The following is a 26,748-nucleotide window of genomic DNA, read 5'->3' as shown; positions in this document are numbered from 1 at the left end:
CTTTTTTAACAATCCATCATCATGTCAAGGCTCATACTTACCCTTTGTACCTTCCTGCTTTTACTGCTAAATACTGGCTGTGAAAAAGAACTGCTAAGCCATGAAACACCCAACAGCCCGGAACAGAATTTTGAAGTGCTCTGGCAGGAATTTGACCGCATGTATGGCACCTTTGCCGTAAAGCGCATCGACTGGCAGGCCCTGTACAACCAGTACCGCCCGCAGGTAACACCCACCACCACAGATGGGGAGCTGTTTACCATTATGACCCAACTGCTGGAGCCCCTGGATGATAACCACATTTACCTGCGTGCACCCCGGAAAGCCGGCCTACCAGATTACAGTGGTGGTATTCTGGGCAGAAAGCAACAGAATGATTACGAAAGCAATGTGCTGGACCACTACCTGCAGACAAAGCATAAATACGGAGAAGCTTTTACCTGGGGCTGGCTTAGCGATGGCACTGGCTACATCCATATACATGATTTCAGCTACGACTATGCCTATTACCCCAAGGCCATGGACCATATTCTGGGAGCCCTGAAAGAGGCAGATGCCATTGTAGTAGATGTGCGTGAAAACTGGGGCGGCGAAGACCGGGTGAGCCAGTACATTGCCAACCGCTTTGCCTCCTCAACAAGCCTGTCGTTTACCAGCCGCTTAAGAAACGGGCCCGGCCATAACGATTTTGGCCCCGAGCTACGCTTTTACACCAGGCCCGAGGGCACATTTCAGTATACCAAACCTGTTATGCTGCTTACCAGAAGAGCAACCTTTAGCTCCGGAGAAACCTTTGTACTGGCCATGCGCCAGAACCCCAACATTACCGTTGTAGGCGACACCACCGGCGGCGCCTTTTCAGATGCCATCCGCAGAGAGTTACCTAACGGCTGGATGTACCGCCTGCCCATAGCCGATGTACGCGCTGCAGACGGAAAAAACTACGAGAGCATAGGACTGGCCCCAGATGTGTGGGTTAAAAACACCAGGGAAGAGCTGGAGGCCGGCCAGGATAAAACCCTGGAACAAGCCCTTGCGCTACTGGAGTAAAGCAGCAGGGCAGATACCCTCATCTGCTTTAACTTTTATTACCAGGTAAAGCAGAGCAGCAGCTAAGTCCTACCCACCAATGTATTTAGATTTTGGTAAATAACGGCTCCTTTCAGAAGCTGTCAGGTGAGTGATTTCTTTGCCTGACAGCTTTTTACATTTGTTAAGCTGGAGCAGGTATATGTATCTTTAAGGATAAGCCAAAAAACCACACGCTCTACTCCTGTAGCGCAATGAGCCAGAAAACAGATTTTGATTTTGTTGTGATTGGCTCAGGCTTTGGCGGCAGTGTAGCTGCCCTGCGCCTGAGCGAAAAGGGCTATAAAGTAGCCGTAATGGAAATGGGCCGCCGCTGGACCCCCGAAACTTTACCAAAAACCAACTGGTCGCTCTCCCGCTGGTTATGGTACCCCGGGCTGGCCATGCGTGGCTTTTTTCGCATGCGGCTTTTCCGGCACCTGCTGGTACTGCATGGCTGTGCCGTTGGGGGCGGCTCCATTACCTATGCCAGCACCCTGCTACGGCCAAAAAACAGTATCTGGCGCAGCGGCAGCTGGGCAGGCCTGGCACCCTGGGAGGAGGAAATGGACCAGCACTACGCCACCGCCAGCCGTATGCTGGGCGTTACTGAAAATAAAATACTGGGCCCTGCCGATGAGCTGCTGAAACAAGCCGCTGAAGCTATAGGCAGGGGCAACACCTTTTATCGTACCCAGGTTGGGGTATTTCAGGAAGCTAATGGGGAGCCTGGCGGCAAAACCTATCCCGATCCTTATTTTGGTGGCGAGGGACCGGAGCGTACCACCTGCACTGGCTGCGGCGGCTGCATGATGGGCTGCCGCCATGGGGCTAAAAACACACTGGACCTTAACTACCTTTACCTGGCAGAAAAACGGGGCGCCCGGATTTATCCGGAAACTAAAGTGGTAGACGTAAAACCACTGGGCAACAAAGCCGACGGCAGCGAGGGTTACCAGGTTACCACCGAAAGTGCTACTTCCTTCTTCAGGAAGAACAGGCAAACCTTTACATGCAGGGGGGTAGTATTTTCGGCCTCTGCCCTGGGAACTATGGAATTACTGTTTCAGCTAAAAGACAAAGGCTCGCTGCCCCGCATAAGCCCAGGGCTCGGCAGCTATGTTCGCACTAACTGCGAATCGCTGATTGGGGTGCGTACGGCAGGCCAGGTAGATTACAGCAGGGGTGTGGCCATTGGCTCCGGCATTTATATCGATGATCATACCCACATTGAGGCCACCCGCTATCCAAAGGGGTCCGATGCCATGAGCCTTATGACCACCCTGCTTACCATTGGCAGGCCAGACCCCTCCCGTATTCTGCTGCTGCTGAAAAACCTGTTTTTTTCTTTTATAAAGCACCCCTCTAAAACCTTTCGCGTGCTGCAGCCTGCCGGCTGGGCTAATCAGTCGGTTATTATGTTGTGCATGCAGGCACTGGAGGGGCATATTAACATGCGCTACAAAAGAAGCTGGTACTGGCCCTTTGGCAAAACCATGCAGAGCAGCGGACAAAAGATTCCTACCTTTATACCAGAAGCAAATGCCTTTGCCCAAAAACTATCGGCACTTAGCGGCGGCACAGCCATGAGTATGGTTTCAGAAATTCTGTTTAACATTCCCAGCACCGCCCACATCCTGGGAGGCTGTGTAATGGCCCCTTCATCAGCAGATGGAGTGGTTGACCATCGGCATCGCGTGTTTGGCTATCAGAATATGTATGTGTGCGATGGTTCGGTAGTATCGGCAAACCTGGGTGTAAACCCCAGCCTTTCCATTACCGCCCTTTGCGAACGGGCCATGAGCTTTATACCAGCCGCCCCGGAAAATAAATGGATCGATACTGCCAGGGCAGATCCCAGCGTAAAAGAATTAATAATTGATGAAACTGTGCTGGCCACTGGCGTTAAAAACCAATAGTCTTTGATATCCACAATTAAGCATTCTAATCCTTCCAGCATCCTGCCGGTCATTGTTATTTCACAGGTAGCAGGCACATCGCTCTGGTTTGCCGGCAATGCAGTAATGGCCAGCCTGCAGGCCGAGTTGCAACTGCCTCTCTCGGCGCTGGGCCATATTACCAGTGCCGTACAGATTGGTTTTATCATAGGCACCCTGGCCTTTGCCATACTCACCATTGCCGATCGCTTTTCCCCCTCTAAGGTTTTCTTTGGCTGCGCGCTTTTAGGAGCTGCGGCTAACCTGGGGGTATTGCTTGCAGAAGGCTTTATTTCGCTGCTCCTGCTGCGGCTGCTTACAGGCTTTTTCCTGGCGGGCATTTACCCGGTAGGCATGAAAATAGCCGCCGACTGGCACGAAAAGGGTCTTGGAAAGGCCCTTGGCTACCTGGTAGGTGCACTGGTGCTGGGTACAGCCTCACCACACCTGTTAAAAGCACTTGGCGAATCACTACCCTGGCAGGGCATATTTGTTGCTACCTCCGGCTTTGCGTTGCTGGGCGGTATGCTTATGTTGCTGTTTGTTCCCGATGGCCCCTACCGCCGCAGGAGCCAGGGCTTCGACCCAAAGTCGTTATTGCGCGTTTTCAGCAACCGGTCTTTTCGCGCTGCTGCTTTCGGTTACTTCGGGCATATGTGGGAGCTTTATACCTTCTGGGCTTTTGTACCCCTGCTACTCATGGCATATGAGCAGCAGCAGGAAAACCTTTTACCAGGTATTTCGCTGCTTTCTTTTGCTATAATTGCCATAGGGGCGCTTGCCTGTATATGGGGCGGATACCTCTCCCAGACAATCGGCAGTGGCAGGGTAGCTTTCAGAGCACTGCTGGTATCCCTTTGCTGTTGCCTGCTTTCTCCTCTGCTATTTTATGCCCCGCCACCCCTGTTCCTGGTATTTTTGCTGCTCTGGGGAATGGCAGTGGTTGCAGATTCTCCACAATTTTCGGCACTGGTAGCCCAGAATGCACCCAAAGAAGCTACCGGAACAGCACTCACCATTGTAAACTGCCTGGGTTTTAGTATTACCATCTTCAGTATTCAGCTCATGAACCTGCTTAGTACCTGGATTGCAGCAGAATATCGCTTTATGCTGTTAGCCATAGGCCCTCTGCTCGGCCTTTTTGCACTCAAAAGAGGCATAAAATTCTAAGCAGCTGCTACTATAACTAATAAAAAGACTCCTTTGGCCTTGCAGAGCTAAGTCAGTAAGATTTGTTTGATTTTATCAGACAATATTTCATCAAACATAAAACACTAATTCCGGCAGTGCTCAATAAGGCTGAACAGCATTGCTGCCAGACATTAGGGCGCTTCTTAATGCTGCCCCCGGCCAACTGGTCTTCAAAAAAGCTTCTGCAGGCTGTTACAATATATTATGTATAGCATAATCCCTAAACTGCCACGCAAAGCCCTGGCAGTTTTATGTACCGGCATTATAAAGATATGTTGCCACTACAACTGTACAGCAAGTTTTATCGTAGCATTTCTGTATTATCTTTTCTATTAAAAATAAAACAACTTAACTTAGTCCTTATAAGGCTGATGCTTATTCTTTGCATTAACCCACTCTACCGCTTTACACTGGATTTTTTAAAATATATTAACATGAAAACTAAAAAGAGTAAGCCTTTAAAAGCAATTCCGCTCCTTTGCTGGGATGTGTACAAGATGCAGGAGTACACAATGAACCTGAACAGGGAAGACATGCGCCAGCTGGATGCACTGGCTACTGAAAAGGGCTGGAAGCACAGCTGGAATTTTGAAGAAAAGCTATTCCGGCAGAAAAAAACTATTCTGGTAACAGATACCAGGCAGCAGATTGTTTTTGCCAGCAACAGCCTGTACGATATGGCTGGCTATACCCCTGCCGAGGTATTAGGCAAAACACCTCACCTGTTTCAGGGGCCGGAAACCAGCAGTCAGGTAAAAGAGCATATCCGGAATGCTATTGCCCAAAAGCAGCCTTTTAGTGGTACTCTGACTAATTACAGAAAGAACAAGGAGCCTTACAACTGCTATATAGAAGGGTTTCCTGTATTTAACCGCAAAGGAGACCTGATGAATTACATTGCCTTTGAAACCGAGCTTTCTTAACTCTACTTTAAAATAAACCCATAAATGGACCTGGAGGAAAAGATCCAAGAATCAGAAACACGCATTTTTAAAGCCGTTTTTCCTAACACCACCAATCATTACGATACCTTGTTTGGTGGCACTGCCATGCACCTGATGGATGAAGTAGCCTTTATAACTGCTACACGCTTTAGCCGCAAAAGAGTAGTAACTGTATCATCAGATAGAATTGATTTTACCAAACCCATTCCCGCAGGCAGCATCATAGAGCTGATAGGAAGGGTAGTGCATATTGGCAATACCAGTTTAAAAGTACAGGTAGATATATTTATTGAAGAAATGTACTCCTTCCATCGGGAGAAGGCCATTAACGGCACATTTACTTTTGTAGCGGTAGATGAAAACAAAATACCTGTTAAGGTGCTTTAAAGGAAAAGAGTTTCTACCAACAATGCCCGTTGCTGATGTATAGCTACCTCAGCATGAGCATTTACAGCAGAAGCGTAATAGGCCTCTCAAGCAGGCTTAATTGTGTAATTTTACCAAACAATTGTGATGTTCTGATAAAATTGCACAAATTCGCTTACCTTTACAGGCACTTGTGTATGAAAGATTACTACCGAATACTACAAATCAATCCGGAAGCCTCACAGGAAGAGATCAAAAAAGCCTATAGGCGTCTGGCAAAGGTGCACCATCCCGATGTTGCGGCGAACGGCAGACAAGAGGTGTTCATTATAGATTTAAACGAAGCTTACCGTACACTTAGTAATCCTGAAAAACGAAGCCACTATGACTGGATCAGAACCTACGGCAACAATTACAGCAGTGGGTCCGACAAAGTACAGGATACATTTGTAGCATACACCTCTCCCCAGCAAGCCTACAAGCGCAAACCTTTTTATAAAAATTACAAAAACCCGCTGCCTGAGCGGGAACTGGTTAAGCCTTATCTGGCATATACCTATACCGTTAGTAAAATAGCACTTGTTTTCTGCATTTTGCTGCTCATCGATTTTTTGCTACCGCTGCGCCTGCAAAGAGATCGTGCCGTGTATTTAACAAACATTTACTCTGTGCAGAAGGGTAATCCCATACATGATCACACTCAAATTGAAACATGGTCGGGTAAACAGGTGAAAGTATCTAAAGAAGCGGCCATGCAATTTTCCAGCAACCCTAATATGCTGGTGTACAAAACCAGGCTTTTTTCTAAAGCCCGCTATGTTACCTCTGTACTGAAGCGGGAAACCCGGTACCTTATTGGCCGTTCCATTTACGGAAATTTTATCTTTCTTCCACTTTTACTGCTCCTGACAGCTTTTATGGGCAGCCTCAAACGTTTTCCTCCCGAGCTTGATTTTTCCCTTGGGCTTGTATCGGGAGTACTGATGTTCATTTGCGCAAGTCTGTTACTGGTTTAGTCAACATCTAAACCAATGTACTCCTGCACAGCAGCGAACAGGGCTATCAATGCATATGGTAAATAGCTCAGGCAGCAAAAGCCCCTTTATCAACCTTTTACCGGTAAAAGAATAGTAAGGCCAGGCCTGTTTGTTCCACTTTAAAAATTGCAGCTCCCCCTTTTTACTTTTACCTTTATCGGCATATGCAGGAGCATGACAGGCTATTTATGCAAAGGGCCCTGGAGCTGGCCAGGCTTGGGCTGGGGTACGTAAGCCCTAATCCAATGGTGGGTTGTGTAGTGGTACACCAGGGGTGCATCATTGGCGAGGGCTGGCACCGCCAGTATGGTGGCGCGCACGCCGAGGTGAACGCCATTGAAAGCGTTGCTGATAAATCTTTACTCTCCCAAAGCACGGTTTATGTAAGCCTGGAGCCCTGTAACCACTGGGGCAAAACACCACCCTGCACCGATTTGCTACTTCAGCATAAACCCAAACGGGTGGTGATCTGCAATGCCGATACCAACCCAAAAGCAGCCGGTGGCCTCCAAAGGCTGGCGGCTGCCGGTATAAAGGTAGAAGCCGGCCTGCTGGAAAAAGAAGGCCGCTGGCTCAACCGCCGCTTCTTTGCAGTTGTGGAACAGAACCGCCCCTACATCATCTTCAAATGGGCGCAGACCGCCGATGGTTACATGGCCCGCAGCGACTACAGCAGCAAATGGATCAGCAATGCCTACGCCCGCCAGCTCGTGCACAAATGGCGAGGCGAAGAAGATGCCATTATGGTAGGCCGCAATACGGCCCGCTACGATAATCCGCAGCTCACCAACCGCGACTGGCCCGGTTATCCGCGCCAGCCTCTGCGTGTGGTCATCGACAGACAATTGTTGCTGCCACAAAGCCTGCACCTTTTTGATGGCTCGCACCCCAGTATCTGTTACAACCTAAAAGAGGACCGGGAAGCACACAACCTCATTTTCAAAAAAATACCCTCTGTTGATTTCTGGCAACACCTGCTTCAGGATCTTAAAGGGCGTGGTGTGCAATCTGTACTGATAGAAGGCGGGCCACAGCTGTTTGCACAGCTATCTGAATTAGGGCTGTGGGATGAAATACGGGTATTTATTGCCCCTCACTCCTTTGGTAGTGGGCTGGCAGCACCCCGCCTGCAGGGGCACCTGCTAAAAACAGAAAGCATCCACGACAACCAGCTTCAATGGTGGGTACAGAAGCCATTCTGATTCTTTCTTTTGCCCCGGCACTACCAAAGCTGCAAGGTAATTTACTGTAAAACCTACATCTGAAAAGAGGCAAAGCCAATCTTTTGTTATCTTGTGGTTCTGTAGCTAATACCATTATGGATGAAATGATCAGGAACCTGGAAGAAGCCCTTCTCGTGTCGCCGGATAACCTGCCGCTAAGGCGCATGCTGGCACAGAAGTTTGCCGAAACAGGTAATGCCTCCAAAGCCGAAGAACACTGGAAAAAAGTGCTGGAGCAGCAGCCCGGCGATAAAGGCGCACAGCTGGGCTTAGCCCAGGCCTGCTATACACAGCAGAAATATTCTACAGCACTGGTAGTACTGGAAGATATGGCCGCCAGCAACCCTCCGCTGGAGGCAATGCTGCTATACGCAAAGGCGCTTGTAAAAGACGGAGACCTGGTTAAAGCCCGCGATGTATATGCCGAGGTGCTGGTGCAGAACCCCTCCATGCAGGATGCAGAGCTGGATACTCAGCTCAGGCAGGCAGCAGCTTATGAGGCCAAAGCTGAAGAAAATACTGCCGAGGATAACAGGGTGGAACGTCCTAAGATTACCTTCGAAGATGTAGGCGGCATGGAGGCTGTAAAAGAAGAAATTGAGCTGAAGATCATTCGCCCGCTGCAGCACCCCGAGCTTTACAAAGCCTACGGCAAGAAAATAGGTGGAGGCATATTGCTTTATGGCCCTCCCGGTTGTGGCAAAACCTACCTGGCCCGTGCTACTGCCGGGCAGGTAAAGGCCCGCTTTATTAATGTGGGCATTAACGATGTGCTGGACATGTGGATCGGCAACAGCGAAAAAAACCTGCACCAGCTCTTTGAACTTGCCCGTACGCATAAACCCTGCGTGCTCTTCTTTGATGAAGTAGATGCCCTGGGCGCCAGTCGCTCCGATATGCGGCAGTCATCAGGCCGTAACCTCATTAACCAGTTTCTTTCTGAACTCGACGGGCTGGAGAGCGACAACGAAGGGGTGCTCGTGCTGGGTGCTACCAATGCGCCCTGGCACCTCGATGCTGCTTTCAGGCGGCCGGGCCGCTTTGACCGCATTATTTTTGTAGCGCCACCCGATGCCCCCGGCCGTGCCAACATTCTGCAACTGCTGCTGCGCGATAAACCCACACAGCAGCTCGATCTGCAGGCGGTTGCCAAAAAAACAGAAAACTATTCAGGGGCAGACCTTCAGGCCTTGGTGGATATTTGCATAGAGCAAAAGCTGCGTAGCTCCTTCCGCACCGGCGTGCCCGAACCCATCACCACCCGCGATCTGCTGGAGGCGGCCGGCAAGCATAAGCCCAGTACGCAGGAGTGGTTCAACACCGCCCGCAATTATGCCCTCTATGCCAACCAAACCGGCCTGTACGATGATATCTTAGACTATTTACGCATTAAAAAATAATGGAAATAAAGCTGCACCCGGCACTGCAACGTGCTCAACTACTGGCCGAACACAAGCGCTTTGCCGAAGCCGAGCGGGAGCTCCGTCAGCTACTGGCCGAAACACCCGAGCATGTGTACGCCCTCTACATACTGGCAGAAATACTGCTGGAGCAGGAAAGGCTGGCCGATGCAGAAGAAGTAGTGCACCAGGTACTGCACCTGCAGCCTGCCAGTGCGCCAAGCCACTACCTGCATGCCCGGCTGCTCTCTGCACAAGACCTGCCAAAGCAGGCCATCGAAGCCATTCAGCAGGCCATCAGCCTTGACCCTACCGACCCAGACTATCATGGTATGCATGCCATCATCCTGTTCAGCAACCGCCAGCGTGAGGCAGCACTGGAGGCAGCAGAAAAAGGATTAAGTTTTGACCCCGAACATATTAACTGCCTGAATGTACGATCCAGGGTACTCTTTAAGCTGGGGCGCAAGCAGGAGGCTGTGCAAACTATTGACAAGGCACTGGAGCAGGATCCCGGCAATGCCATAACCCATGCCAATTACGGCTGGGCCTGGCTGGAAAAGAACGATCCTAAACAGGCGCTGGAGCATTTTAGAGCTGCACTTCAGCTAGACCCTACCCTGGATTATGCAAAGGAAGGCATGACCGAAGCCATGAAAGGCCGTTACTGGCTATACCGCCAGTACCTGCGCTATGCCTTCTGGATCGCTAACCAGAGCAAAAGAAATCAATGGATCTTCCTGATAGGGCTGTACGTAGCCTTCAGGTTCATCAGGTCGGCTGCAGATGCGAACGAAACCCTGGCTCCCTTCCTGATGCCACTGATTGTGCTGTACATCCTGTTCGCCTTTTCTTCCTGGCTGCTGGGTCCCCTGGGCAATCTCTTCCTGATGCTGAACCCCTATGGCCGCTATGCACTCTCTGAAAGCGACAGGCGTACGGCAGGCTATGTGGGCATGGCACTGGCTACATCTGTAGCAGGCTTTATCAGCTGGGCAATTGTGGGCAATGATGGCCTACTGGCACTGGGTTTCCTGGGATTCAGCATGATGGTACCGCTGGGATCGATGAATACACCCGATAAGCCAAAGGATAAGCGGTTTCTGGTTATCTACACCCTGGGCCTGCTGCTGGTGGGTGCTGGTGCAGTAGTACTTTCACTGCTAAGCAGCAACCTTACCAATGGCTTATCTTTTGTTTACCTGATAGGTTTTATGGCTTACCAGTGGATTGCCAATGCTAAAATCATGCGTTAAACAGTGCATGATAGCCTGTCTTTTATAACTAAGGCAGGTTTTGCTTTAAAACTATAGGTACCGCTGTCCAGAAAGGTTTGTGCACACAAGCCTTCTGACGTACCTTTGCATCTTTAAGCATAGCTAATCATGGCAGAAGAATTATATATCTCCGAAACAGCTACCAGGGCTGAAAAATATGAGTCGCTCCTTCCGCAGATTGAAGCCCTTACCAGCGGTGAAAGCGATCTGTACGCCAACCTGGCAAACACAGCAGCAGCCCTGCACCAGGCCTTTGGCTTTTTCTGGGTAGGTTTTTACCTGGTGAAGGATGATGAGCTGGTGCTTGGTCCATTCCAGGGGCCTATTGCCTGCACCCGTATCCGCAAGGGCAAAGGGGTGTGCGGCGGCAGCTGGGAGCGCAAAGAAACCATACTGGTACCAGATGTAGACCAGTTCCCGGGCCATATTGCCTGCAGCAGTGCCAGCCGCAGCGAGATTGTAGTACCCGGTTTTAAAGGGGGCGAAGTGGCCCTGGTGCTTGATGTAGACAGTGATCAGCTCAATGACTTCAGCGAAACCGACCAGAAATACCTGGAACAGCTCATGCGTTTGGTGGAGAATTGGGTGTGATTTAGAGGTATTTGGTATTGAGTAGTGAGTATTGAGTACCTGCCCAATGGCCTGCAAATAAGAATAATCAAAAAAGGCAGTGGTTTTCTCCACTGCCTTTTTTGTATTGTGAAACAGACAGAAACAATTCTATTGTGGTCCGCCGCTACGGTCTATTGTCTGTCGTCTAATAATCATTTCACATCCCCTCAAACAAGCCACCTGTGTGCGAGGGTGGTACAACTCCCAGGTGACGGTAGGCCTGCTCTGTAGCCTGTCGGCCGCGACTGGTCCGTTTAATGTATCCCTCCTGGATCAGGAAAGGCTCGTACACCTCTTCAATAGTTTCTGCCTCTTCGCCTACGGCTGTGGCAATAGTGCTTAGGCCCACCGGACCTCCCTTAAACTTCTCAATGATAGTCTGCAGGATGCGGTTGTCCATTTCATCGAGGCCATGCTCGTCTACATCAAGCGCATTGAGAGCCATTTGGGCAATGGCACGTGTAATGGTGCCGGTGCCTTTTACCTGTGCAAAATCACGGGTACGGCGCAGCAGGTTGTTTGCAATACGCGGGGTACCACGGCTGCGGCGGGCTATTTCATAGGCAGCATCATCATCAATGGGTGTATTGAGGATGCTGGAAGAGCGCTGTACAATGGTGGTAAGCAGCTTGGCATCGTAATACTCCAGGCGTGAGTTTATACTGAAACGCGCGCGCAGGGGAGCTGTAAGCAGGCCAGAGCGGGTGGTGGCGCCAATGAGTGTAAATGGGTTCAGGCTGATCTGTACGCTGCGGGCGTTCGGGCCACTGTCCAGCATAATATCAATCTTATAATCCTCCATGGCCGAGTAGAGGTACTCTTCTACCACGGCATTCAGGCGGTGAATTTCATCGATAAACAGCACATCGCCCTGCTCCAGGTTGGTAAGCAATCCGGCCAGATCACCGGGTTTGTCCAGTACCGGCCCGCTGGTGATCTTGATGTTAGAGCCCAGCTCGTTGGCAATAATGTGCGAAAGGGTGGTTTTACCCAAACCGGGAGGGCCGTGCAGCAGCACGTGGTCCAGTGGCTCCTGGCGTTTTTTAGCCGCCTGCACAAAAATACGCAGGTTTTCCAGTATCTTTTCCTGTCCTGTAAAATCTTCAAAAGACAACGGTCTAAGGGCTCTTTCTATATCCCGCTCGCCCTGGGAAAGCGTTTCCCTATCGCCACTCAAATAATCTTCTCGCATGAGGTAAAGGTCTAAATAAACAGCAAATTCCACTCACCCGCAGGGCAAGTTTCTTTCACGTATCTAAAACAAAAATGGGGGCATTAAAAGTCCCGAAATAGCAGCTAAACCCTATTTTTCTGCAGGCTGGCAAGTCTTTCAGAAAACAAACTCGGGCGATGCCAAAGCCTTGTAACGCTCCTTGTGCCGGCGCAGAAAAGTAGCCATATAGCTACAATAGGGCATTACTTTCATGTTGTTTTCTTCTGCATGTAAAAGCGCTGCTTCTGCCAGTGTGGCGGCATAGCCTTTTCCGCTGTGTGCCGGCGGAACTTCGGTATGCATGATCATAAAAGTACCATCGCTGGCCATTTCATACTCGAGGTAGGCCGGTGCTCCCTCAAACTCAATGACAAACCTGTTCTGCTCAGGCAGGTGTACTACATGATTGTTTTGTTCAGGCATTGTAATATACAATTTTAGGCCGCATGAATATTTCAACAGTCATTCGTTACCTTTGCATGATTTTAGAAAAGGTATTCGTTAAAGCTATAAAATTAATCATCATTCCGTGTCACCCAATCAACGTAAAAATATCATTTATTCACTGGTGCTTGCAATAGTTTTTCTGGCTATCTGGGGCTACAGGCAGTGGAGCGACCCTTCTGCTGCGCAGGGAAAAAGAATTGCGCTGCAGGGTACTACCATGGGTACTACCTATTCGGTAAAGTACATGGACCCACAGGGGCGTAACCTGAAACCATCAGTAGACTCCCTGCTGCAGGTGTTTAATATGTCTATGTCTACCTATATTCCGGAGTCGGAGATCAGCCGCTTTAACCGGGATGCCATATTGAAGTACGAGAGCCCATACTTTTACCCGGTGCTGGAGAAAAGCCGGGAAATCTACAGGAAAACAGCCGGGGCCTTTGATCCTACGGTAGGACCGCTGGTAAATGCCTGGGGTTTTGGGCCCGAAGGCCGCCAGACGCCTCCCGATGCTGTTGTTGATTCTTTGCTCCTGCTGGTAAACTACGACAGTGTGTTCTACGATTCTATCTCTATCTGCAAAATGAAAAAAGGCATGAAGCTCGATTTTAGTGCTATTGCCAAAGGATATGGTGTTGATGTGGTAGCAGATTTTATTAAGAGCAAGGGTATTGAAAATATGTTTGTAGAGATTGGCGGCGAGGTTGTGGCCAGGGGAGTAAATGAACGCGGCGAGCCCTGGCGGGTGGGTGTAAACTACCCTACCGAAAATCCCGATGATCAAAACAGGGCACAAGCCATTGTTTCGCTGCATAACCAGGCCATTGCCACCTCGGGCAACTACCGCAACTACTACGAGAAAGATGGTGTTAAATACTCGCACACCATTAGTCCGGTAACCGGGCGCCCGGTACGGCACAGCCTGTTAAGCGCCTCTGTTTTTGCTCCCGATTGCATGACAGCCGACGCCTACGCCACAGCCTTTATGGTAATGGGTGTAGACAAAGCAAAAGAATTGTTGAACAGAGAAAAAGACCTGATGGCCTATTTCATCTACAGCGACGAAACTGGGAAGCTACAAACCTGGGCATCGCCAGGGATCGAAGATCAGATTAAGGTTTTAGCCACCCAGTAAGCAACAGCTCATACTACTGCCCCCTCCCAGCTTCCAGTGCTCTGCTCCAGTAAAAAAGCCTGCTCAACAGCCCCACTGTTTCCATCAGACGGAATGTTGGATCGCTTTTGCTCCTGCTGTAACAGCCATCTGGTATCTGGGGCAGCAGGTGCATGTTTTTGGCATTTTATCCTTATATATCCTCCCCTTTTTATATTTTTGCAATATTGTTACAAGAAGAGCTGATGCCTGCCACTAAAGAATGGTTTGGTGAGTGGTTTAACTCACCCTATTACCATGTACTGTACAAACACCGGGACCAGGAAGACGCCCGATTTTTTATAAACAAGCTGGTTTGGTACTTTGGCTTTACTCCACAGGATAAGATTCTGGATCTTGCCTGTGGTAAAGGCCGCCATAGCATTTACCTGAATCATTTAGGCTTTAATGTAACAGGCCTGGACCTAAGCGAGCAGAACATTCGTGCTGCCCGAAAATCTGAAAATAACCGCCTACACTTCGATGTACACGATATGCGGCAGGTATACCGGGAGCGCTATTTCGATTATGTGCTGAACCTCTTTACTTCATTTGGCTATTTCGATTCTGATGCCGATCATCAGAAAGCACTTTGTGCTGCTGCCAAAGCTTTAAAGCCAGAGGGAAAGCTACTTATTGATTTTCTGAACCCTTACCATGTGCTCAACAACCTGGTATCGGAAGAAGAAAAAGAAGTAGAAGGGCTGCAGTTTAAAATTACCCGCCACCTTAGTGATAGCGGCTTTATCATAAAAGACATTCATTTTGTAGATAGTGGAAGAGTCTACCACTTTCAGGAAAAGGTAAAAGCCCTGACCTACGAGCGTTTTTTAGCCTACTTTGAGGTAGCCGGGCTCCAGCTGGTGGAAACATTTGGCAATTATGCGCTGGATCCCTATGTAGCAGAAAGCTCTGAACGGATGATTTTTGTATTACAGAATAAACCCCAGCAAGCCCGGTGCTAACGTATATACTCATCCTGTTTGTTACTGCCATTTTAGGAGGCGTAGCCGTACTCTGGATACCAGTGCTGGAGGGCAGGGTATACAAGCTGATGCTGGTTTTTGCAGGCTCCTACCTCTTTGCCATTACTGTTGTGCACCTTATGCCTGAGCTTATGCGCAGCTCTGGGGCCAGCAGCAGTAATGTGGGTGTTCTGGTACTGGCTGGCTTCTTTTTACAGTTGTTTCTGGAATATTTATCGGGAGGTGTAGAACACGGGCACCTGCATGGAGCAGGCAGTGATCACCACCACCATGGTATAACACCGGCTACCTTACTCATAGCCCTTTGCATCCATGCTTTTCTGGAGGGCACCCTGCTGCTCCACCCTACTGATACCGGGCACGCCCACCAGACCGACACCCTGCTGGCAGGCATTGTACTGCACAAAGCACCGGCTGCTTTTGCGCTTATGTCGGTACTGCTGCACCAGTTACACAAACGTTGGCTGGCCATTGCCTTCCTGGTAATCTTTGCCCTGGCTTCTCCGGCGGGGCTGGTGGTAAGTGAAATTATCCAGAGCGATAAGGCCGGCTGGGATATTATGACCCACTGGATCTATCCCCTGGTGGCAGGTAGCTTTTTACACATCAGCACAACCATCTTTTTTGAGAACAGCCCTGAGCATAATTTTAACCTGCACAAATTACTGGTAAGCTTAGGCGGGGCTTTTCTTGCTGCAATGACGGAGTTTATAGGCTAAGGCTCATTACCATAGTCTCTTATCTTATCTGATAGTTATAGCAAAGAGAGTTAGAGAGTAGAGTAGAGCAGATTGCACTACTGTGGCCTTTTATTTGGCAGGGTAATGGCAAAGCTGGTACCCTCTCCAAAGGTAGAGCTTACATTTATTTCGCCCCCAAGCTTCATTACCGTTTCTTTTACAATATAAAGCCCCAGGCCACTGCCTTTAGACTCCTGGTGTGCTCTGAAAAACATATCGAAAATCCGGGGCAGGTATTCTTCTTCAATACCAATGCCATTGTCTGATACTTCCAGAGAGGCACTTTCCTCGCTGGTTCTTACCCTGAACAGGATATAGGGATTATCCTGCCTGGGGTTGTAGTATCGTACAGCATTGCTGATGAGGTTCGTTAAAATTACCTTTAGCCGCTGCCGATCGGTATAAAAGGGAATTTCTGCTGAAAAGTCTTTAGTAAGCGCTATAATATCGGCATCGGGCATAAAGCGCAGGCTGGCGGCAACTTCTTCCGTAAGCTCATCAAAATTAATAGCCTCCGGCTTGCTCTCAAGCCGGTTATTGCGCGAATAATCTATGATATCATGAATAAAATTATCCAGTCGGCGAAGGCTGCTCTCCATGAGCATAAAATACTGTGCCCGCACTTCGGGGTCCTGCTCATTTCTTGTAATTTGAATAAGACCCAGTACTGAGGTAATAGGCGCCCGAAGGTCGTGCGATACGCTGTAAACAAAGCGGTCCAGCTCCGAATTTGTCTTCTTCAGTTCTTCATTAGCTTCCAGGAGTTCTTTTGAATTCAGGTCTTTATCGTGTTCTATTAATTCACGCTCTTGTTCAAAATGGTCGTAAGACTTACTAATTGCTTCCAGGAGTGGTTCCAGATCAGCAGCCGGAGCAGAAGGAAGATGTTTCTGCAGCTGGTCTTCCAGCAGGCTATTATACTTTTTCATAGCTCAGGCGGGCCGTATACATCATGTTTAGGTTGTAAAATTCTGTTTGTGGCTGAATTGTGCAGCGAAAATCAGGCGCCCTTGTAATAAAAACTATTTACCGGGCCTGCTGTTCCAAACACTTTCCGCACTTAAGCAGCCTAACGCTAACACTATACAGCCCCAGCGACAATTAGCTGTTCGTGATGAGCAGCTAAGCAGACAAAAAAAAGCGCCTTACGGCGCTTTAGGTTGTGGGTTGCTGTTGCTTGCAGGTGCTGATGACCACTGGTTGTTGGTTCGGTCGGTATCGGCCAGGCGGCCACTGGGATCAATTTCCACCTGCTTTATTTCAGCAAGCGGCCTGCTGATGGCAAATTCATAATCCTGGTATACCCAGGGCCAGTCTGCAGCCAGCGTGCGGGGCATTCCCAGGTCTTCCTGTTTTTCTCCCCACATCATGCGCAGTGGTATGTAAAACAATTCTTTGCTGCCATCGGCATAGGTTACAACCAGGTCTACAGGCATGGGCAGCTCACCTACACGCTGCAGGCGCACCCTGGTTTTGCCATCTTCGGCAGCTTCTACAGCGCGAACGGCATAGTCAATGGTGTTGATAGTACCTACCCATTCCAGGAAGAGCCAGTCAAGCTCCAGGCCTGAGGTTTTTTCCATCACCCGCTTAAAGTCGGTTGGGTTGGGGTGCTTGAACTTCCAGGTATTGTAATAGCGGCGCATGCCCTCCATCATCTGCTCATGCCCCATTACGTAGCTTAGCTGGCTTAAAAGCACGGCGCCTTTAGAGTATGAGTTTATGCCGTAGGTGCGGTTTCTTTTATAACGATCGGCATGAGTGGTAAGGGGCTCCTGCTGATTGCTCCTGGCCAGGCCAATATAGGACTGGATGCTTGCTGTGTGCGGATTTTCCTTGTTCTGATCGAAAAGTATATCCATAACATGATCAGAAGCATAGGTGGTGAAGCCTTCGTCCATCCAGGCATAGAGGCTTTCGTTGGTGCCCAGCACCATCTGGTACCAGCTGTGTACTGCCTCATGCACGGCAACGCCTACCAGGCTCTGCAGGTTTCTTTTACCCGTAATCATGGTAGCCATAGGATATTCCATACCGCCATCGCCCCCCTGAATAAAGGAGTACTGCTCGTAGGGATAAACACCAAAGTCGCGGTTCATGATCTGAAAAGCCCTTACGGCCAGGGGCTGCATCTGCTTCCAGGTAGCGGCATAGGCAGGGTCGTTCTGGTAAAAGAAGTGCAGCACAGGACCATCTGGCACCTGCACCATGTCGTGTACATAATCGGGATCTGCCGCCCATGCAAAATCATGTACATTAGGCGCAACAAAGTGCCAGGTTAATTTCTGACCTTTTTTAAGCTTTGGCTGCTTGGTGCCCGGCGCATAGCCATGGCCTACTTCCTGAGGGTTTTGCAGGTAACCGGTGGCACCTACCACATATTTGCCATCCAGGGTAATCTTTACATCAAAATCGCCCCATACACCATAAAACTCACGGCCTATGTATGCATTGGGGTGCCAGCCTTCATAGTCGTACTCAGCCAGCTTGGGGTACCACTGCGTCATGGTATAGCGAATACCCTCGTTGTTATCGCGGCCGGAGCGGCGAATCTGCAGGGGCACCTGGCCTTCGAAGCGCATATCAAGGGTAGTGCTGTTGCCTGGCAGCAACGGGCTGGCCAGGTTTACAACCAGTATTGTTCCTTCTTCGGTAAATTCAACCGCCTTTCCATCCTGCTCCAGCGACTGGGCATGCAGATAGCCGATTTCATCTGGCTTAAGGGCATTGATACGGCTGCCCACCCGTGGGTCCGGGTCTTCTATGGTGCGGGAGCGTGTATCCATTTCGCTACCCGGCTGAAATGCATTAAAGTAGAGGTGGTAAAAAACCCTGTTGAGTGTATCGGGTGAGTTATTGTGGTACACCAGCTTTTGGGTGCCGGTATAACGATTGGTCGTAACATCCATTTCTACTGCCATTGTGTATTCCGCCCGCTGTTGCCAGCGATCGGGCTGTGCTGTTGCAACTACTTGCAGCAGGCATAGCAGCGAAGTGATCAGAAAAGGTTTATTCATTGTGATTCCTGTACGGTTTGTAAAAGCTTAAAATAAGCTACAAAAAGATATATTATCCAAAATATAGGGATAAACTATCTTCCAAACAGGAAACGGCTTAGAACAGTTGTTATTGCTCTGCCTTTATTTCGCGCAATTGTATTGCCAGGAAGAGTAAGAGCGCCAGGATAAAAACTGCACTGCCTGTTACCAGCTTTGGGTCTGTAACATAAAAAAGTGAAAAGGTGATGATTACTCCAAGCAGTACAGATGCCAGTATAATCAGGAGCAGCTGAAGAAGGCGCAGGTTCATGGCGTAGGCTGAATGGATGCAGAGGTAAAGAGAATTGAACGCTTTGGCTAATACTTAAACAAAAGTAGGCACAAATGCTAAATTTTTAAACTTTTCATATAAAATATTGTATCTATTTTAAGAGAAAATTACTATGGCTAAAACAGCACTGAAGTGGGGATTTTTAACAGCTCTTTTAACTTTTTTATGGATAAGTCTGGAGTATGTGGTAGGTATTCAAACAGATTATATTGCCTTTCACCCGGTAATTACATTACTGGCGCTGTTAATACCCCTCATTTGCCTGTACTATGGCCTGCGTGAAGAAAAGCTTAAAGCACCCCGCGACTTTAATTTTAGCAAAGGCCTGATCACTGGCTTATGCATTTCTGGTGTAGCTGCTGTTTTTGGGGTTGTGGGACAATGGGTATTTCATACCTGGGTAAACCCTGATTTTTTCAGCAACATGATTACCTATGCCGAGAGCAGGGCGCTTGCCCAGGGTGTTGATGTGCTGGTGGCACGCCGCGAGGCAGAAGCCTACTTTAGCATGGAATCTTACCTTTTACAGTCAATTGGAGGAGCATTGCTGGGCGGGGCCGTGGTATCTGCCATACTTTCCTTTTTTATGAGATACCGGCATCCTTAGGTAAAACAGCTCTATTTGAGGTAAGGAATAAAAGCATTATGCCCCAGCAATTCTATCGATTGCTTAAATACCTGAACCCAGCCCTGGTTTTTACGCACTGATGATTGAAACTTACTGTGGCTGAAAAAGCAAGGGCAATCCGGGGCAGCCCTAGTGGCGTATATAATAATAACGCTGCTGCATTGGTTTAAGCAATTCTTATTAAACCTGTTAAAATTGCAGAAAACATAAAGTTGCAGATGAGGTAAAACGAAGCCGTTGCAGCCCAACAGCAGAAAAGCGGGGCTGCGGGGCAACTGCTGCCACCCATTTATCTTTAGAACTTACGCATGTGATGGTGCCCCCTGACTTGACATGCTTTTTCCCTTCTGAAAAAGCAATATTGTCAATTCAATTTTACTACCAACCTCTTTATGCAAGCCAATACTCTTATTGCTGACGTAGATTTCCAGAGAATCCTCCACATAGGTGAAGTGGCATTCTCTTATTACCAGGTACAGCGCTCCTCTCCATCAGAACAAGATTATGAAGGCTGGCTTAACTCCCTGCCTGAGATCATAAGCAGGCAGTACCAGCTGCTGGGCTATGAAAGAGGTAAACATTCTATAGACTTTCGTCGCTATTTTATGGCAATACGCCAGCAGGATATGTTCAACTATATGGAAGAAAACCTCAGCCGTGAGGACTTTAAACTGTGGCTGGAACGTAAAGACCAGCCGGCCAACCTTTGGTAAGTCTAATCCAAGTCGCCATAAAGCTGTTAGTAGCCCGGGCAAAAGCAGCCCGGGTTAACAAATAGTTGCGTTATTAGAAGGATACGCCCTCAGGCTTTATTGCTCTATGCTCTTAAGCTTATCGAAGTGGGCTTTGCTTACTTTAAATATGCTGCCATGGCGCATGCCCTCCGGAAAAGAGATCTGATCAGATACATCCGTCCAGCTTTTCAGATCAGTTGACTGCACTGCTCCCATTTTATGGTCCCTGTATTTATCAAAATATACAAGCCAGGTATTGCCGAGTTTTAAGGTAGTTGGCCCTTCGGCCCAATAGTTACCCGTAATGGGGGCACCGGCAGCAGTGTAAGGCCCGCGTGCATCTTTGCTTTCTGCAATCCTGATGTTCTTTTGAGCTGGTTCTCTTGTTTCATCTTTCAGGAACATCACATACCGGCCTTTGTCCTTTACAATGCTGGCATCAATCACATTAAAGCCTGGTTCGTAAAGGAGTTTGGTATCACTAAAGGTTTTGAAATCTTTTGTGGTGGTGTAATACATGCGGTGGTTGTAGGCATTTTCCTCCTGCGATTGTGTTTCGGGGTAGAGGCCTGTGATGGTGGTGGCCCAGTAAATGATGTACTCATCACGCTCCTCATCATAGGTGAGCTCGGGTGCCCAGGTATTTCTGGCTCCTGCCTCATGCTCCATTACCGGAATATACTGCTGCTCCGACCACTTAATCAGGTCTTCTGAACTTGCATAGCCAATGCCCCGCTCGTTCCAGCTAACTGTCCACACCATGTGAAAGCGGCGGTCTTTACCACGTATTATGCAGGGGTCGCGCATAAGCTTATCTTTGCCTGCCTGGGGCTTCAGGAAAATGGCATCATTATTAAGAGCCGACCAGGTATAGCCATCGGTGCTCCAGGCCAGGTGCAGGCCATCTCCATTGCCCTTAAAATAGGAGAACATAAATACCTCATCGCCCGAGGCTTTTTGCCCCTGCGCTGCACAGGCACAAAACATCAGCAATACATAAATACCTATCAGCTTTCTCATTTCTGCTTTTTTAGGGAGCCTCAAAATTTACCTAAGCCACTGTAGCAGCATCCTTAGGATATTATTGTTTGTACCCAAGCCCCGGCGGCCTACATAAAAGGCCTAACCAGGACGATCAGTCTTTCTTCATCAGGCGTACATAGTAGATGCCACCCGCTACTGAGCCCTGGTGGGCAACAAATTTAGTTACCAGTGTATGATCAGGTGCATGCTTCACCAGCTCAGCCGGAATCGGGTAATCTACTGTGTAAAACGTATCGCCATGGCTGCCATCCAGCTTAACCGTTGCTATTTTAGTATTATTGACCAGTATATCAAAATTCCGGTCTTTGTCCTGGCCGTAGTAAGTAATTCGCAGCAGGGCTGCTTCCCCTTTTTCATCTTTAAGGTTGTAGCTGAACCAGCCAGTGGCATGGCGCCAGTGCCGGTTCTGGTGTACGCCACTCTCCGTGCCCTCTGCTTTGAAGAAATGATCTGATTCGGGTTGTTGCTCACCTGGAGCAACCTGGTCAATGGTTTGCTTTTCCAGCACCATCTTTTCCCTTTCCAGCGCCTGGGTTGCCTGCTGAATGCTATCAAGCTCACGGGGTGTTACCAGCTGCCAGTAGAGCATATAGCGGGCCTCGTGCAGGTTGTAGAAAGGCGTTAGCTCCAGCGATTTGTATTCGGGCTGATGGATAAGACTGGCCGCTGTGAAGGTAAGGGGCTTGCCCGCTACAGGCTTTATTTTTGATACTATATCCTTGTCGGCACTTACAAAAAGGGGTGCCTCCTGCAGCGGATACAGTTCTCCACTGGCTATGTGGCCCATGCGGCTGCTATCTGCAAACAGGCCCTCCAGGTTTTCTGTGCCTGTTTTTGCAGCCATCACCAGTGGTCCGTGCATAACGGCATAATAGGGCGAACCATCCGGCAGCTGCTCCAAACGGGTCTGCATGGGCAGCGTTACAGCAACCCTATCTCCTTTTTTCCATTTTCTGCTGATGGATACATAAGTACCCGGTGCTGCCTGTACGTTAAAGTCTTTGCCATTCACCTGCACTTTCATAGCCCCATTGGCTACCCACTCGGGGTAACGTATTTTCATGGTAAAAGCGCCTGCTTTAGCTTTTTGCACTGTAAGCAGCGTTTGTTCCTCATGAGGAAAGCGGGTTTGCTGTGTAAGCGTTAGCCCCCGCTCCTGCCAGTTGAGCTGTGAAGGAATAAAAAGATTTACATATAGCTCGTTATCGGTATGGGCATAGATAAGCTCGCCATACTTGGCGTGATTTTCCAGACCGGAGCCAACACAGCACCAGAAGCTCTGATGGGGCTGCGAGTACACACGGTAATGCTGCGGGCGCATGGGGGTGAAGTAAACGAAACCTCCCTCTGGGTGCTGCGAAGATAGTATATGGTTGTAGAGGCCTCTTTCATAAAATGCGATGTAGTCCAGATCACTGCTGGTCTGGTAGAGCATCTTCGAAAGCCGGAGCATGTTATAGGTATTGCAGGTTTCCGGCCCTTCCCGGTCTGTGATCATGGGCGTGAAATCATCTGCAGGATGAAAATGCTCGCGCACACTGTTACCACCAATGGCAACCGAGCGGTTATTGGCAACTGTTTCCCAAAAAAAGCGGGAAGCATCCTGCCAGGCCCCATCATTGGCTACCTCTGCCACACGCTTAAAACCTATTACTTTAGGAATCTGGGTGTTGGCGTGCATGCCGGTGAGCTGGTCCTGCCCGGCCAGGAGTGGCTGCAGTACCTTCTGATGGGAGAACTTGCGGGCCAGCTCCAGGTATTTCTGATCTCCTGTTATGGCAGCCACATCAGCGAAAACTTCGTTCATGCCGCCATGTTCTGCGGTAAGCATTTGCTGTATCTGCTGGTCGCTTAAACCTGATACCAGCTGCAGGCTCCAGTCGCTTAGCTTAATGAGCATGTCTTTTGCCTGCTGACTGCCGGCATACACATAAGCATCGCGCAGGCCGGCATAAAGCTTATGAATGTTGTACCAGGGCACCCACTTCTGGTTCAGCGAAAAATTATCGGCCTCTATTTTACCGCTGGCAATTTCCTGCCACATGGCCTCGCCACCCGGAATGCCCCCTATATAACCCCTGTCGTTTGCATCCTGTGCCCTTTTCAGCTCACCCAGCATGTAGTTCAGGCGCTCCAGCACCTGCTGGTTGCCGGTAGAAGCATACATAAGCGAGAGGGCGCTAAGGTAGTGGCCGGCTGTGTGCCCGTCGAGACCTGTTGCCTCCCAGTTGCCGTAGCCCTTTGCTTTAGGGGGCAGGCCTGCTTCGCGAAGAAAGGGCGCCAGAAGCCTGTCGGTCTCGAGCGAAAAGATATATTCCAGATCTGTTTGCTCGGCCTGCTTAAAGGGGCTGTCTAAAAGCCTTACGGCCGATAGGGGAAAGGGCTCTACAGGTTTATCCTGTGCCTTAGTTTCCAGGGCGCAGATTCCCACCACTACCGGTAAAACCAGCAGGCCCCTCATTACACCCTTCATTACTGCTGCCCTGCTACTCATAGCAAACTTTAAATTATTGTTATATAAGAATTTAGAAAGTAAAATACCATCAGCCTCAACAAGGTTCCCTGATCTTTAGCAGAACCAAATTCAAACTGTTGTAGAGGCTGCACCGGAAACAGTTACTGTGCCTTATCGCGCACCTGTTCCACCCCTTCGGTGGTCATCACTACACGCTTCAGGGTACCATCGGGGTTGTAGTGGAGGCGGTCAATGGCTACCGAGCGGCGGAAACTACCGCCATTTGGCTGTATGCCACCGGTATGGTAGATAAAATAGGAATTGCCTTTAAAATCCAGGATAGCCTGGTGGTTGGTATTGGAATTACCCGCCAGCTCATTCAGGATTCCCTTATATTCCCATGGACCTTCTATGCTGCGGCTCATGGCATAGGCTGTTTTTTCCGGAAACTGGTAGGCATAAGAGAGGTAATACCAATCGCCCTTTTTGTGCACCCAGGGAGCCTCTGTGAAATGTGGCAAGCCCTCTATTTTATGAAGTGGGCCATCCAGCTCAATCATGTTATCTTTAAGCTTTGCGTAGTGCATTACAGTATTACCCCAGAAGATGTAGGCCTGCCCGTCGTCGTCAATGAATACAGCAGGGTCTATGTCATCCCAGCTGATGTCGGTATGCTTGGTCATATCGTTGGTGATGAGCGCAGTGCCGCGGGCATCTTTGAAGGGACCTGTGGGGCTGTCGGATACAGCAACGCCAATGGATTTGCCAGGAATGCTATCATGCTCAACGGTTACATACCAGTAGAACTTACCCTCCTTCTCCACCACATGCGCCGCCCAGGCATCGGCTTTGGCCCAGGAAAAGTCGCTTACTTTTAGTGGCACGGGATGTTCCTCCCAGTTCACCATATCTTCAGAGGAGAACACCAGCCACTCATTCATTCTATAAAAATGAAAATCATCCGGAGCCTCGTCGTGGCCGGCATAGAGGTACACCTTATCATCATGCACAATTGCTGCCGGATCGGCCGTGAACTTATGGGTAATGATGGGGTTGCCCGCCCGCTTAACTTCTTCATCAGCAGTAGTAGCAGTAGCAACCGGTGCATCTGCCTTGGTAGAGCAGGAAGCCACTCCTAAACAAGCTGCTACTACCGCACTCAGCACAAGAGATGATTTGTATGTCTGATTCATGATGATGTGTACATTTCAGTTTTAAAATACAGGTTTTGCGTTGCCACCTTACCATATACACCTCCATGACTTTTAGCCATGGAGGTGTGCTAATTGATCCCCTGCGATATTGATTACTTCATTTCCAGCACCACCACTGAAAATGGCGGCAGGGTTACCGTAAGGTTATTGCCTTTGAGTTTTGCTCCCTTAAAAGCCTGTGGTGTAATCTTGTTTGGACTTTCAAAGGTGTTGAAGTCACCTACATTTTTAGAGCTAAGTATGCGTCCGCTTACAGTTTTGTAGTTACCGCCTTCAATGTTAATGGTTACCTCCTGCTTCTGCTTTGCATCGATGTTTACCAGCGAAACGTGGGTAAGGCCATTGGCATCTCTGGATGCAGAGGCAGAAATAGCTGGTAGCTTTTCGTTGCCCATTACATAATCGTTACTCTTTACCGTCATGGGAAGCAGGGTAGCATCCTGGTGCACATTGTACATTTCCATTACGTGGTAAGTTGGTGTAAGCAGCATTTTTTCCTCTTCGGTTAAAATCACTGCCTGCAGCACGTTAACAGTCTGTGCCAGGTTGGCCATGCGCACACGGTCGCTGTGCTTGTGAAAGATGTTTAAGGTAGCACCGGCAATCATGGCATCGCGCATGGTGTTTTGCTGATACAGAAAACCTGGGTTTGTACCCGGCTCTACTTCATACCAGCCACCCCACTCATCTACAACCAGGGCTATTTTCTTTTCAGGATCGTACTTATCCATGATGGCCGAGTGCTTGGTGATGAGCTCATCCATGAACAGGGCACGCTGCATGGTGGTAAAATACTGCTGCTCGCTAAAACCTGTGGCAGGACCTTTTGCACTCCAGTCGATCACAGAGTAGTGGTGCAGGGCTACACCAGATACCATGCTGCTGGGTATGTTCTTCATCAGTGTTTCCGTCCAGTTATAGTCGGCAGAGTTAGCACCAGATGCAATTCTGTACAGGCCGCCTTCATTAGTCCAGCCAGCCATAAAGGTGGCATATTTGCGATACTCATCGGCATAATAATCAGGCTGCATGTTACCGCCACAACCCCAGGCCTCGTTGCCTACTCCCCAGAATTTAACGTTCCAGGGCTTTTCGCGTCCGTTTTCCCTGCGCAGCTTCGACATGGGGCTTTCTCCCTCAAAGTTTACGTACTGCACCCAGTCCATTACGTCCTGTACGGTACCGCTGCCTATGTTTGCTGCCAGGTAAGGCTCTGTGCCCAGCTCCTCGCACATGTTCAGAAAGTCGTGGGTACCAAAGCTGTTATCTTCTGTAACGTTGCCCCACCAGGTGTTTACAATGGTAGGCCGCTCAGATTTAGGCCCGATGCCATCTTTCCACTGGTAGGTATCGGCAAAGCAGCCTCCCGGCCAGCGGAGGTTCGCTATTTTAAGCTTTTTAAGGGCCGCTATCACATCGTTACGCACCCCGTTGGTGTGGGGAATGGTGGTGTTATCCTCACCTACATAAAAGCCTCCGTAGATGCTCCTGCCCAGGTGTTCTGCAAAATGTCCGTAAATGTGTCTGCTGATTTTCTGATCAGAGCCTTTTGCATCCATGCTGATGGTATTTTGCCCGTAGCTTACCAGGCTGCACATGAGCATAAAACCACTTAAAAATATCCTTTTCATCTATGCTGTATGTTTGTTATTGGTTGTTCTTTTTTTGGTTTCGGGTATGAGCTACCATGTTTGCGGCATGAGACGGACCGCCGCTGCGGCCCGGGTGCCTCTGCAGTTTATAATTTTT

General features: G+C 49.2%; 24 protein-coding genes. 15 read left to right on the top strand and 9 right to left on the bottom strand.

The genetic code is table 11. The features are described 5' to 3' along the window. Positions 1 to 21: 21 nt before the first annotated feature. The 10 genes from KWJ01_RS05315 to KWJ01_RS05270 all read left to right on the top strand — a co-directional run bounded on the left by KWJ01_RS05315 (position 22) and on the right by KWJ01_RS05270 (position 11,034). A complete protein-coding gene (locus KWJ01_RS05315; protein WP_224995384.1) occupies positions 22 to 1,050 on the top strand; it encodes a S41 family peptidase in 1,029 nt (342 codons plus the stop codon). 233 nt (positions 1,051 to 1,283) lie between these two features. Then, complete coding sequence (locus KWJ01_RS05310; RefSeq protein WP_224995383.1) at positions 1,284 to 2,987, top strand: GMC oxidoreductase; 1,704 nt, start codon at positions 1,284 to 1,286, stop codon at positions 2,985 to 2,987. Between the two features lie 3 nt (positions 2,988 to 2,990). Further along, complete coding sequence (locus KWJ01_RS05305) at positions 2,991 to 4,175, top strand: MFS transporter (RefSeq protein ID WP_224995382.1); 1,185 nt, start codon at positions 2,991 to 2,993, stop codon at positions 4,173 to 4,175. Positions 4,176 to 4,630: 455 nt separating this feature from the next. Then, positions 4,631 to 5,119, top strand: a complete 489-nt coding sequence (locus KWJ01_RS05300; RefSeq protein ID WP_224995381.1) for a PAS domain-containing protein — start codon at positions 4,631 to 4,633, stop codon at positions 5,117 to 5,119. Between the two features lie 24 nt (positions 5,120 to 5,143). After that, entirely contained in the window at positions 5,144 to 5,527 is a 384-nt protein-coding gene (locus KWJ01_RS05295; RefSeq protein WP_224995380.1) for an acyl-CoA thioesterase, read from the top strand. A gap of 176 nt (positions 5,528 to 5,703) precedes the next feature. Beyond that, positions 5,704 to 6,522: a J domain-containing protein gene (locus KWJ01_RS05290; protein WP_224995379.1), complete on the top strand. Its 819-nt coding sequence runs from the start codon at positions 5,704 to 5,706 to the stop codon at positions 6,520 to 6,522. 185 nt (positions 6,523 to 6,707) lie between these two features. After that, entirely contained in the window at positions 6,708 to 7,745 is a 1,038-nt protein-coding gene (gene ribD / locus KWJ01_RS05285; RefSeq protein WP_224995378.1) for a bifunctional diaminohydroxyphosphoribosylaminopyrimidine deaminase/5-amino-6-(5-phosphoribosylamino)uracil reductase RibD, read from the top strand. A 116-nt stretch (positions 7,746 to 7,861) separates the two neighbouring features. Continuing rightward, positions 7,862 to 9,166 (top strand): AAA family ATPase, encoded by a 1,305-nt coding sequence (locus KWJ01_RS05280; RefSeq protein ID WP_224995377.1) that lies wholly within the window; start codon positions 7,862 to 7,864, stop codon positions 9,164 to 9,166. Continuing rightward, positions 9,166 to 10,422 carry a tetratricopeptide repeat protein gene (locus tag KWJ01_RS05275; protein ID WP_224995376.1) on the top strand — a complete coding sequence of 419 codons (1,257 nt, stop codon included), beginning with the start codon at positions 9,166 to 9,168 and terminating at the stop codon, positions 10,420 to 10,422. Before KWJ01_RS05280 ends, KWJ01_RS05275 begins: the two co-directional genes overlap by 1 nt. Positions 10,423 to 10,551: 129 nt before the next feature. Further along, complete coding sequence (locus KWJ01_RS05270) at positions 10,552 to 11,034, top strand: GAF domain-containing protein (RefSeq protein ID WP_224995375.1); 483 nt, start codon at positions 10,552 to 10,554, stop codon at positions 11,032 to 11,034. 178 nt (positions 11,035 to 11,212) lie between these two features. Here the strand turns inward: KWJ01_RS05270 and ruvB are convergent, their stop codons facing one another. Both ruvB and KWJ01_RS05260 read right to left on the bottom strand, forming a co-directional pair. Beyond that, the gene (gene ruvB / locus KWJ01_RS05265) at positions 11,213 to 12,247 is read right to left on the bottom strand and encodes a Holliday junction branch migration DNA helicase RuvB (RefSeq protein ID WP_224995374.1); all 1,035 of its coding nucleotides are present in this window, start codon (positions 12,245 to 12,247) and stop codon (positions 11,213 to 11,215) included. 138 nt (positions 12,248 to 12,385) lie between these two features. Then, positions 12,386 to 12,691: a GNAT family N-acetyltransferase gene (locus KWJ01_RS05260; protein WP_224995373.1), complete on the bottom strand. Its 306-nt coding sequence runs from the start codon at positions 12,689 to 12,691 to the stop codon at positions 12,386 to 12,388. Positions 12,692 to 12,797: 106 nt separating this feature from the next. On the opposite strand from KWJ01_RS05260, the gene KWJ01_RS05255 reads away from it, so the two are divergent. The 3 genes from KWJ01_RS05255 (at position 12,798) to KWJ01_RS05245 (ending at position 15,573) form a co-directional block, all read left to right on the top strand. After that, on the top strand, positions 12,798 to 13,850 hold the full coding sequence (locus KWJ01_RS05255; RefSeq protein ID WP_224995372.1) for an FAD:protein FMN transferase: 1,053 nt from the start codon (positions 12,798 to 12,800) through the stop codon (positions 13,848 to 13,850). A 206-nt stretch (positions 13,851 to 14,056) separates the two neighbouring features. Further along, positions 14,057 to 14,833 (top strand): class I SAM-dependent methyltransferase, encoded by a 777-nt coding sequence (locus tag KWJ01_RS05250; RefSeq protein ID WP_370634655.1) that lies wholly within the window; start codon positions 14,057 to 14,059, stop codon positions 14,831 to 14,833. After that, complete coding sequence (locus KWJ01_RS05245; protein ID WP_224995371.1) at positions 14,827 to 15,573, top strand: ZIP family metal transporter; 747 nt, start codon at positions 14,827 to 14,829, stop codon at positions 15,571 to 15,573. The genes KWJ01_RS05250 and KWJ01_RS05245 overlap by 7 nt, the downstream gene beginning before the upstream one ends. 77 nt (positions 15,574 to 15,650) lie before the next feature. Here the strand turns inward: KWJ01_RS05245 and KWJ01_RS05240 are convergent, their stop codons facing one another. The 3 genes from KWJ01_RS05240 to KWJ01_RS05230 all read right to left on the bottom strand — a co-directional run bounded on the left by KWJ01_RS05240 (position 15,651) and on the right by KWJ01_RS05230 (position 18,903). Next, a complete protein-coding gene (locus KWJ01_RS05240) occupies positions 15,651 to 16,523 on the bottom strand; it encodes a HAMP domain-containing sensor histidine kinase (protein WP_224995370.1) in 873 nt (290 codons plus the stop codon). Between the two features lie 216 nt (positions 16,524 to 16,739). Continuing rightward, positions 16,740 to 18,611 (bottom strand): M1 family metallopeptidase, encoded by a 1,872-nt coding sequence (locus tag KWJ01_RS05235; RefSeq protein WP_224995369.1) that lies wholly within the window; start codon positions 18,609 to 18,611, stop codon positions 16,740 to 16,742. 109 nt (positions 18,612 to 18,720) lie between these two features. Next, entirely contained in the window at positions 18,721 to 18,903 is a 183-nt protein-coding gene (locus KWJ01_RS05230; RefSeq protein WP_224995368.1) for a hypothetical protein, read from the bottom strand. A 133-nt stretch (positions 18,904 to 19,036) separates the two neighbouring features. On the opposite strand from KWJ01_RS05230, the gene KWJ01_RS05225 reads away from it, so the two are divergent. Together KWJ01_RS05225 and KWJ01_RS05220 are read left to right on the top strand one after the other, a co-directional pair. Then, a complete protein-coding gene (locus tag KWJ01_RS05225) occupies positions 19,037 to 19,531 on the top strand; it encodes a DUF4199 domain-containing protein (RefSeq protein ID WP_224995367.1) in 495 nt (164 codons plus the stop codon). Positions 19,532 to 19,944: 413 nt separating this feature from the next. Next, positions 19,945 to 20,265 carry a hypothetical protein gene (locus KWJ01_RS05220; protein ID WP_224995366.1) on the top strand — a complete coding sequence of 107 codons (321 nt, stop codon included), beginning with the start codon at positions 19,945 to 19,947 and terminating at the stop codon, positions 20,263 to 20,265. Between the two features lie 96 nt (positions 20,266 to 20,361). Here KWJ01_RS05220 and KWJ01_RS05215 read toward each other — a convergent pair whose 3' ends face one another. The 4 genes from KWJ01_RS05215 to KWJ01_RS05200 all read right to left on the bottom strand — a co-directional run bounded on the left by KWJ01_RS05215 (position 20,362) and on the right by KWJ01_RS05200 (position 26,630). Then, complete coding sequence (locus KWJ01_RS05215; RefSeq protein WP_224995365.1) at positions 20,362 to 21,306, bottom strand: glycoside hydrolase family 43 protein; 945 nt, start codon at positions 21,304 to 21,306, stop codon at positions 20,362 to 20,364. A 115-nt stretch (positions 21,307 to 21,421) separates the two neighbouring features. After that, positions 21,422 to 23,824, bottom strand: coding sequence for a glycoside hydrolase family 127 protein (locus tag KWJ01_RS05210; protein WP_224995364.1), 2,403 nt, complete (start codon positions 23,822 to 23,824; stop codon positions 21,422 to 21,424). 122 nt (positions 23,825 to 23,946) lie between these two features. After that, entirely contained in the window at positions 23,947 to 24,978 is a 1,032-nt protein-coding gene (locus KWJ01_RS05205) for a glycoside hydrolase family 43 protein (protein WP_224995363.1), read from the bottom strand. A 113-nt stretch (positions 24,979 to 25,091) separates the two neighbouring features. Then, the gene (locus tag KWJ01_RS05200; RefSeq protein WP_304502764.1) at positions 25,092 to 26,630 is read right to left on the bottom strand and encodes an alpha-N-arabinofuranosidase; all 1,539 of its coding nucleotides are present in this window, start codon (positions 26,628 to 26,630) and stop codon (positions 25,092 to 25,094) included. Between the last annotated feature and the right edge of the window lie 118 nt (positions 26,631 to 26,748).

Origin of the sequence: Cesiribacter sp. SM1, assembly GCF_020178975.1 — a bacterium.
Classification (GTDB): Bacteria; Bacteroidota; Bacteroidia; order Cytophagales; family Cyclobacteriaceae; genus Cesiribacter.
This window is presented reverse-complemented; position numbering and strand designations above follow the sequence as displayed.

Excerpts from the sequence above, each read along its gene's own strand:
- KWJ01_RS05315 (WP_224995384.1), top strand. The coding sequence starts at position 22 with ATGTCAAGGCTCATACTTACCCTTTGTACCTTCCTGCTTTTACTGCTA.
- KWJ01_RS05310 (WP_224995383.1), top strand. The coding sequence starts at position 1,284 with ATGAGCCAGAAAACAGATTTTGATTTTGTTGTGATTGGCTCAGGCTTT.
- KWJ01_RS05300 (WP_224995381.1), top strand. The coding sequence starts at position 4,631 with ATGAAAACTAAAAAGAGTAAGCCTTTAAAAGCAATTCCGCTCCTTTGC.
- KWJ01_RS05295 (WP_224995380.1), top strand. The coding sequence starts at position 5,144 with ATGGACCTGGAGGAAAAGATCCAAGAATCAGAAACACGCATTTTTAAA.
- KWJ01_RS05290 (WP_224995379.1), top strand. The coding sequence starts at position 5,704 with ATGAAAGATTACTACCGAATACTACAAATCAATCCGGAAGCCTCACAG.
- ribD (WP_224995378.1), top strand. The coding sequence starts at position 6,708 with ATGCAGGAGCATGACAGGCTATTTATGCAAAGGGCCCTGGAGCTGGCC.
- KWJ01_RS05280 (WP_224995377.1), top strand. The coding sequence starts at position 7,862 with ATGGATGAAATGATCAGGAACCTGGAAGAAGCCCTTCTCGTGTCGCCG.
- KWJ01_RS05275 (WP_224995376.1), top strand. The coding sequence starts at position 9,166 with ATGGAAATAAAGCTGCACCCGGCACTGCAACGTGCTCAACTACTGGCC.
- KWJ01_RS05270 (WP_224995375.1), top strand. The coding sequence starts at position 10,552 with ATGGCAGAAGAATTATATATCTCCGAAACAGCTACCAGGGCTGAAAAA.
- ruvB (WP_224995374.1), bottom strand. The coding sequence starts at position 12,247 with ATGCGAGAAGATTATTTGAGTGGCGATAGGGAAACGCTTTCCCAGGGC.
- KWJ01_RS05260 (WP_224995373.1), bottom strand. The coding sequence starts at position 12,691 with ATGCCTGAACAAAACAATCATGTAGTACACCTGCCTGAGCAGAACAGG.
- KWJ01_RS05240 (WP_224995370.1), bottom strand. The coding sequence starts at position 16,523 with ATGAAAAAGTATAATAGCCTGCTGGAAGACCAGCTGCAGAAACATCTT.
- KWJ01_RS05235 (WP_224995369.1), bottom strand. The coding sequence starts at position 18,611 with ATGAATAAACCTTTTCTGATCACTTCGCTGCTATGCCTGCTGCAAGTA.
- KWJ01_RS05230 (WP_224995368.1), bottom strand. The coding sequence starts at position 18,903 with ATGAACCTGCGCCTTCTTCAGCTGCTCCTGATTATACTGGCATCTGTA.
- KWJ01_RS05225 (WP_224995367.1), top strand. The coding sequence starts at position 19,037 with ATGGCTAAAACAGCACTGAAGTGGGGATTTTTAACAGCTCTTTTAACT.
- KWJ01_RS05220 (WP_224995366.1), top strand. The coding sequence starts at position 19,945 with ATGCAAGCCAATACTCTTATTGCTGACGTAGATTTCCAGAGAATCCTC.
- KWJ01_RS05215 (WP_224995365.1), bottom strand. The coding sequence starts at position 21,306 with ATGAGAAAGCTGATAGGTATTTATGTATTGCTGATGTTTTGTGCCTGT.
- KWJ01_RS05210 (WP_224995364.1), bottom strand. The coding sequence starts at position 23,824 with ATGAGTAGCAGGGCAGCAGTAATGAAGGGTGTAATGAGGGGCCTGCTG.
- KWJ01_RS05205 (WP_224995363.1), bottom strand. The coding sequence starts at position 24,978 with ATGAATCAGACATACAAATCATCTCTTGTGCTGAGTGCGGTAGTAGCA.
- KWJ01_RS05200 (WP_304502764.1), bottom strand. The coding sequence starts at position 26,630 with ATGAAAAGGATATTTTTAAGTGGTTTTATGCTCATGTGCAGCCTGGTA.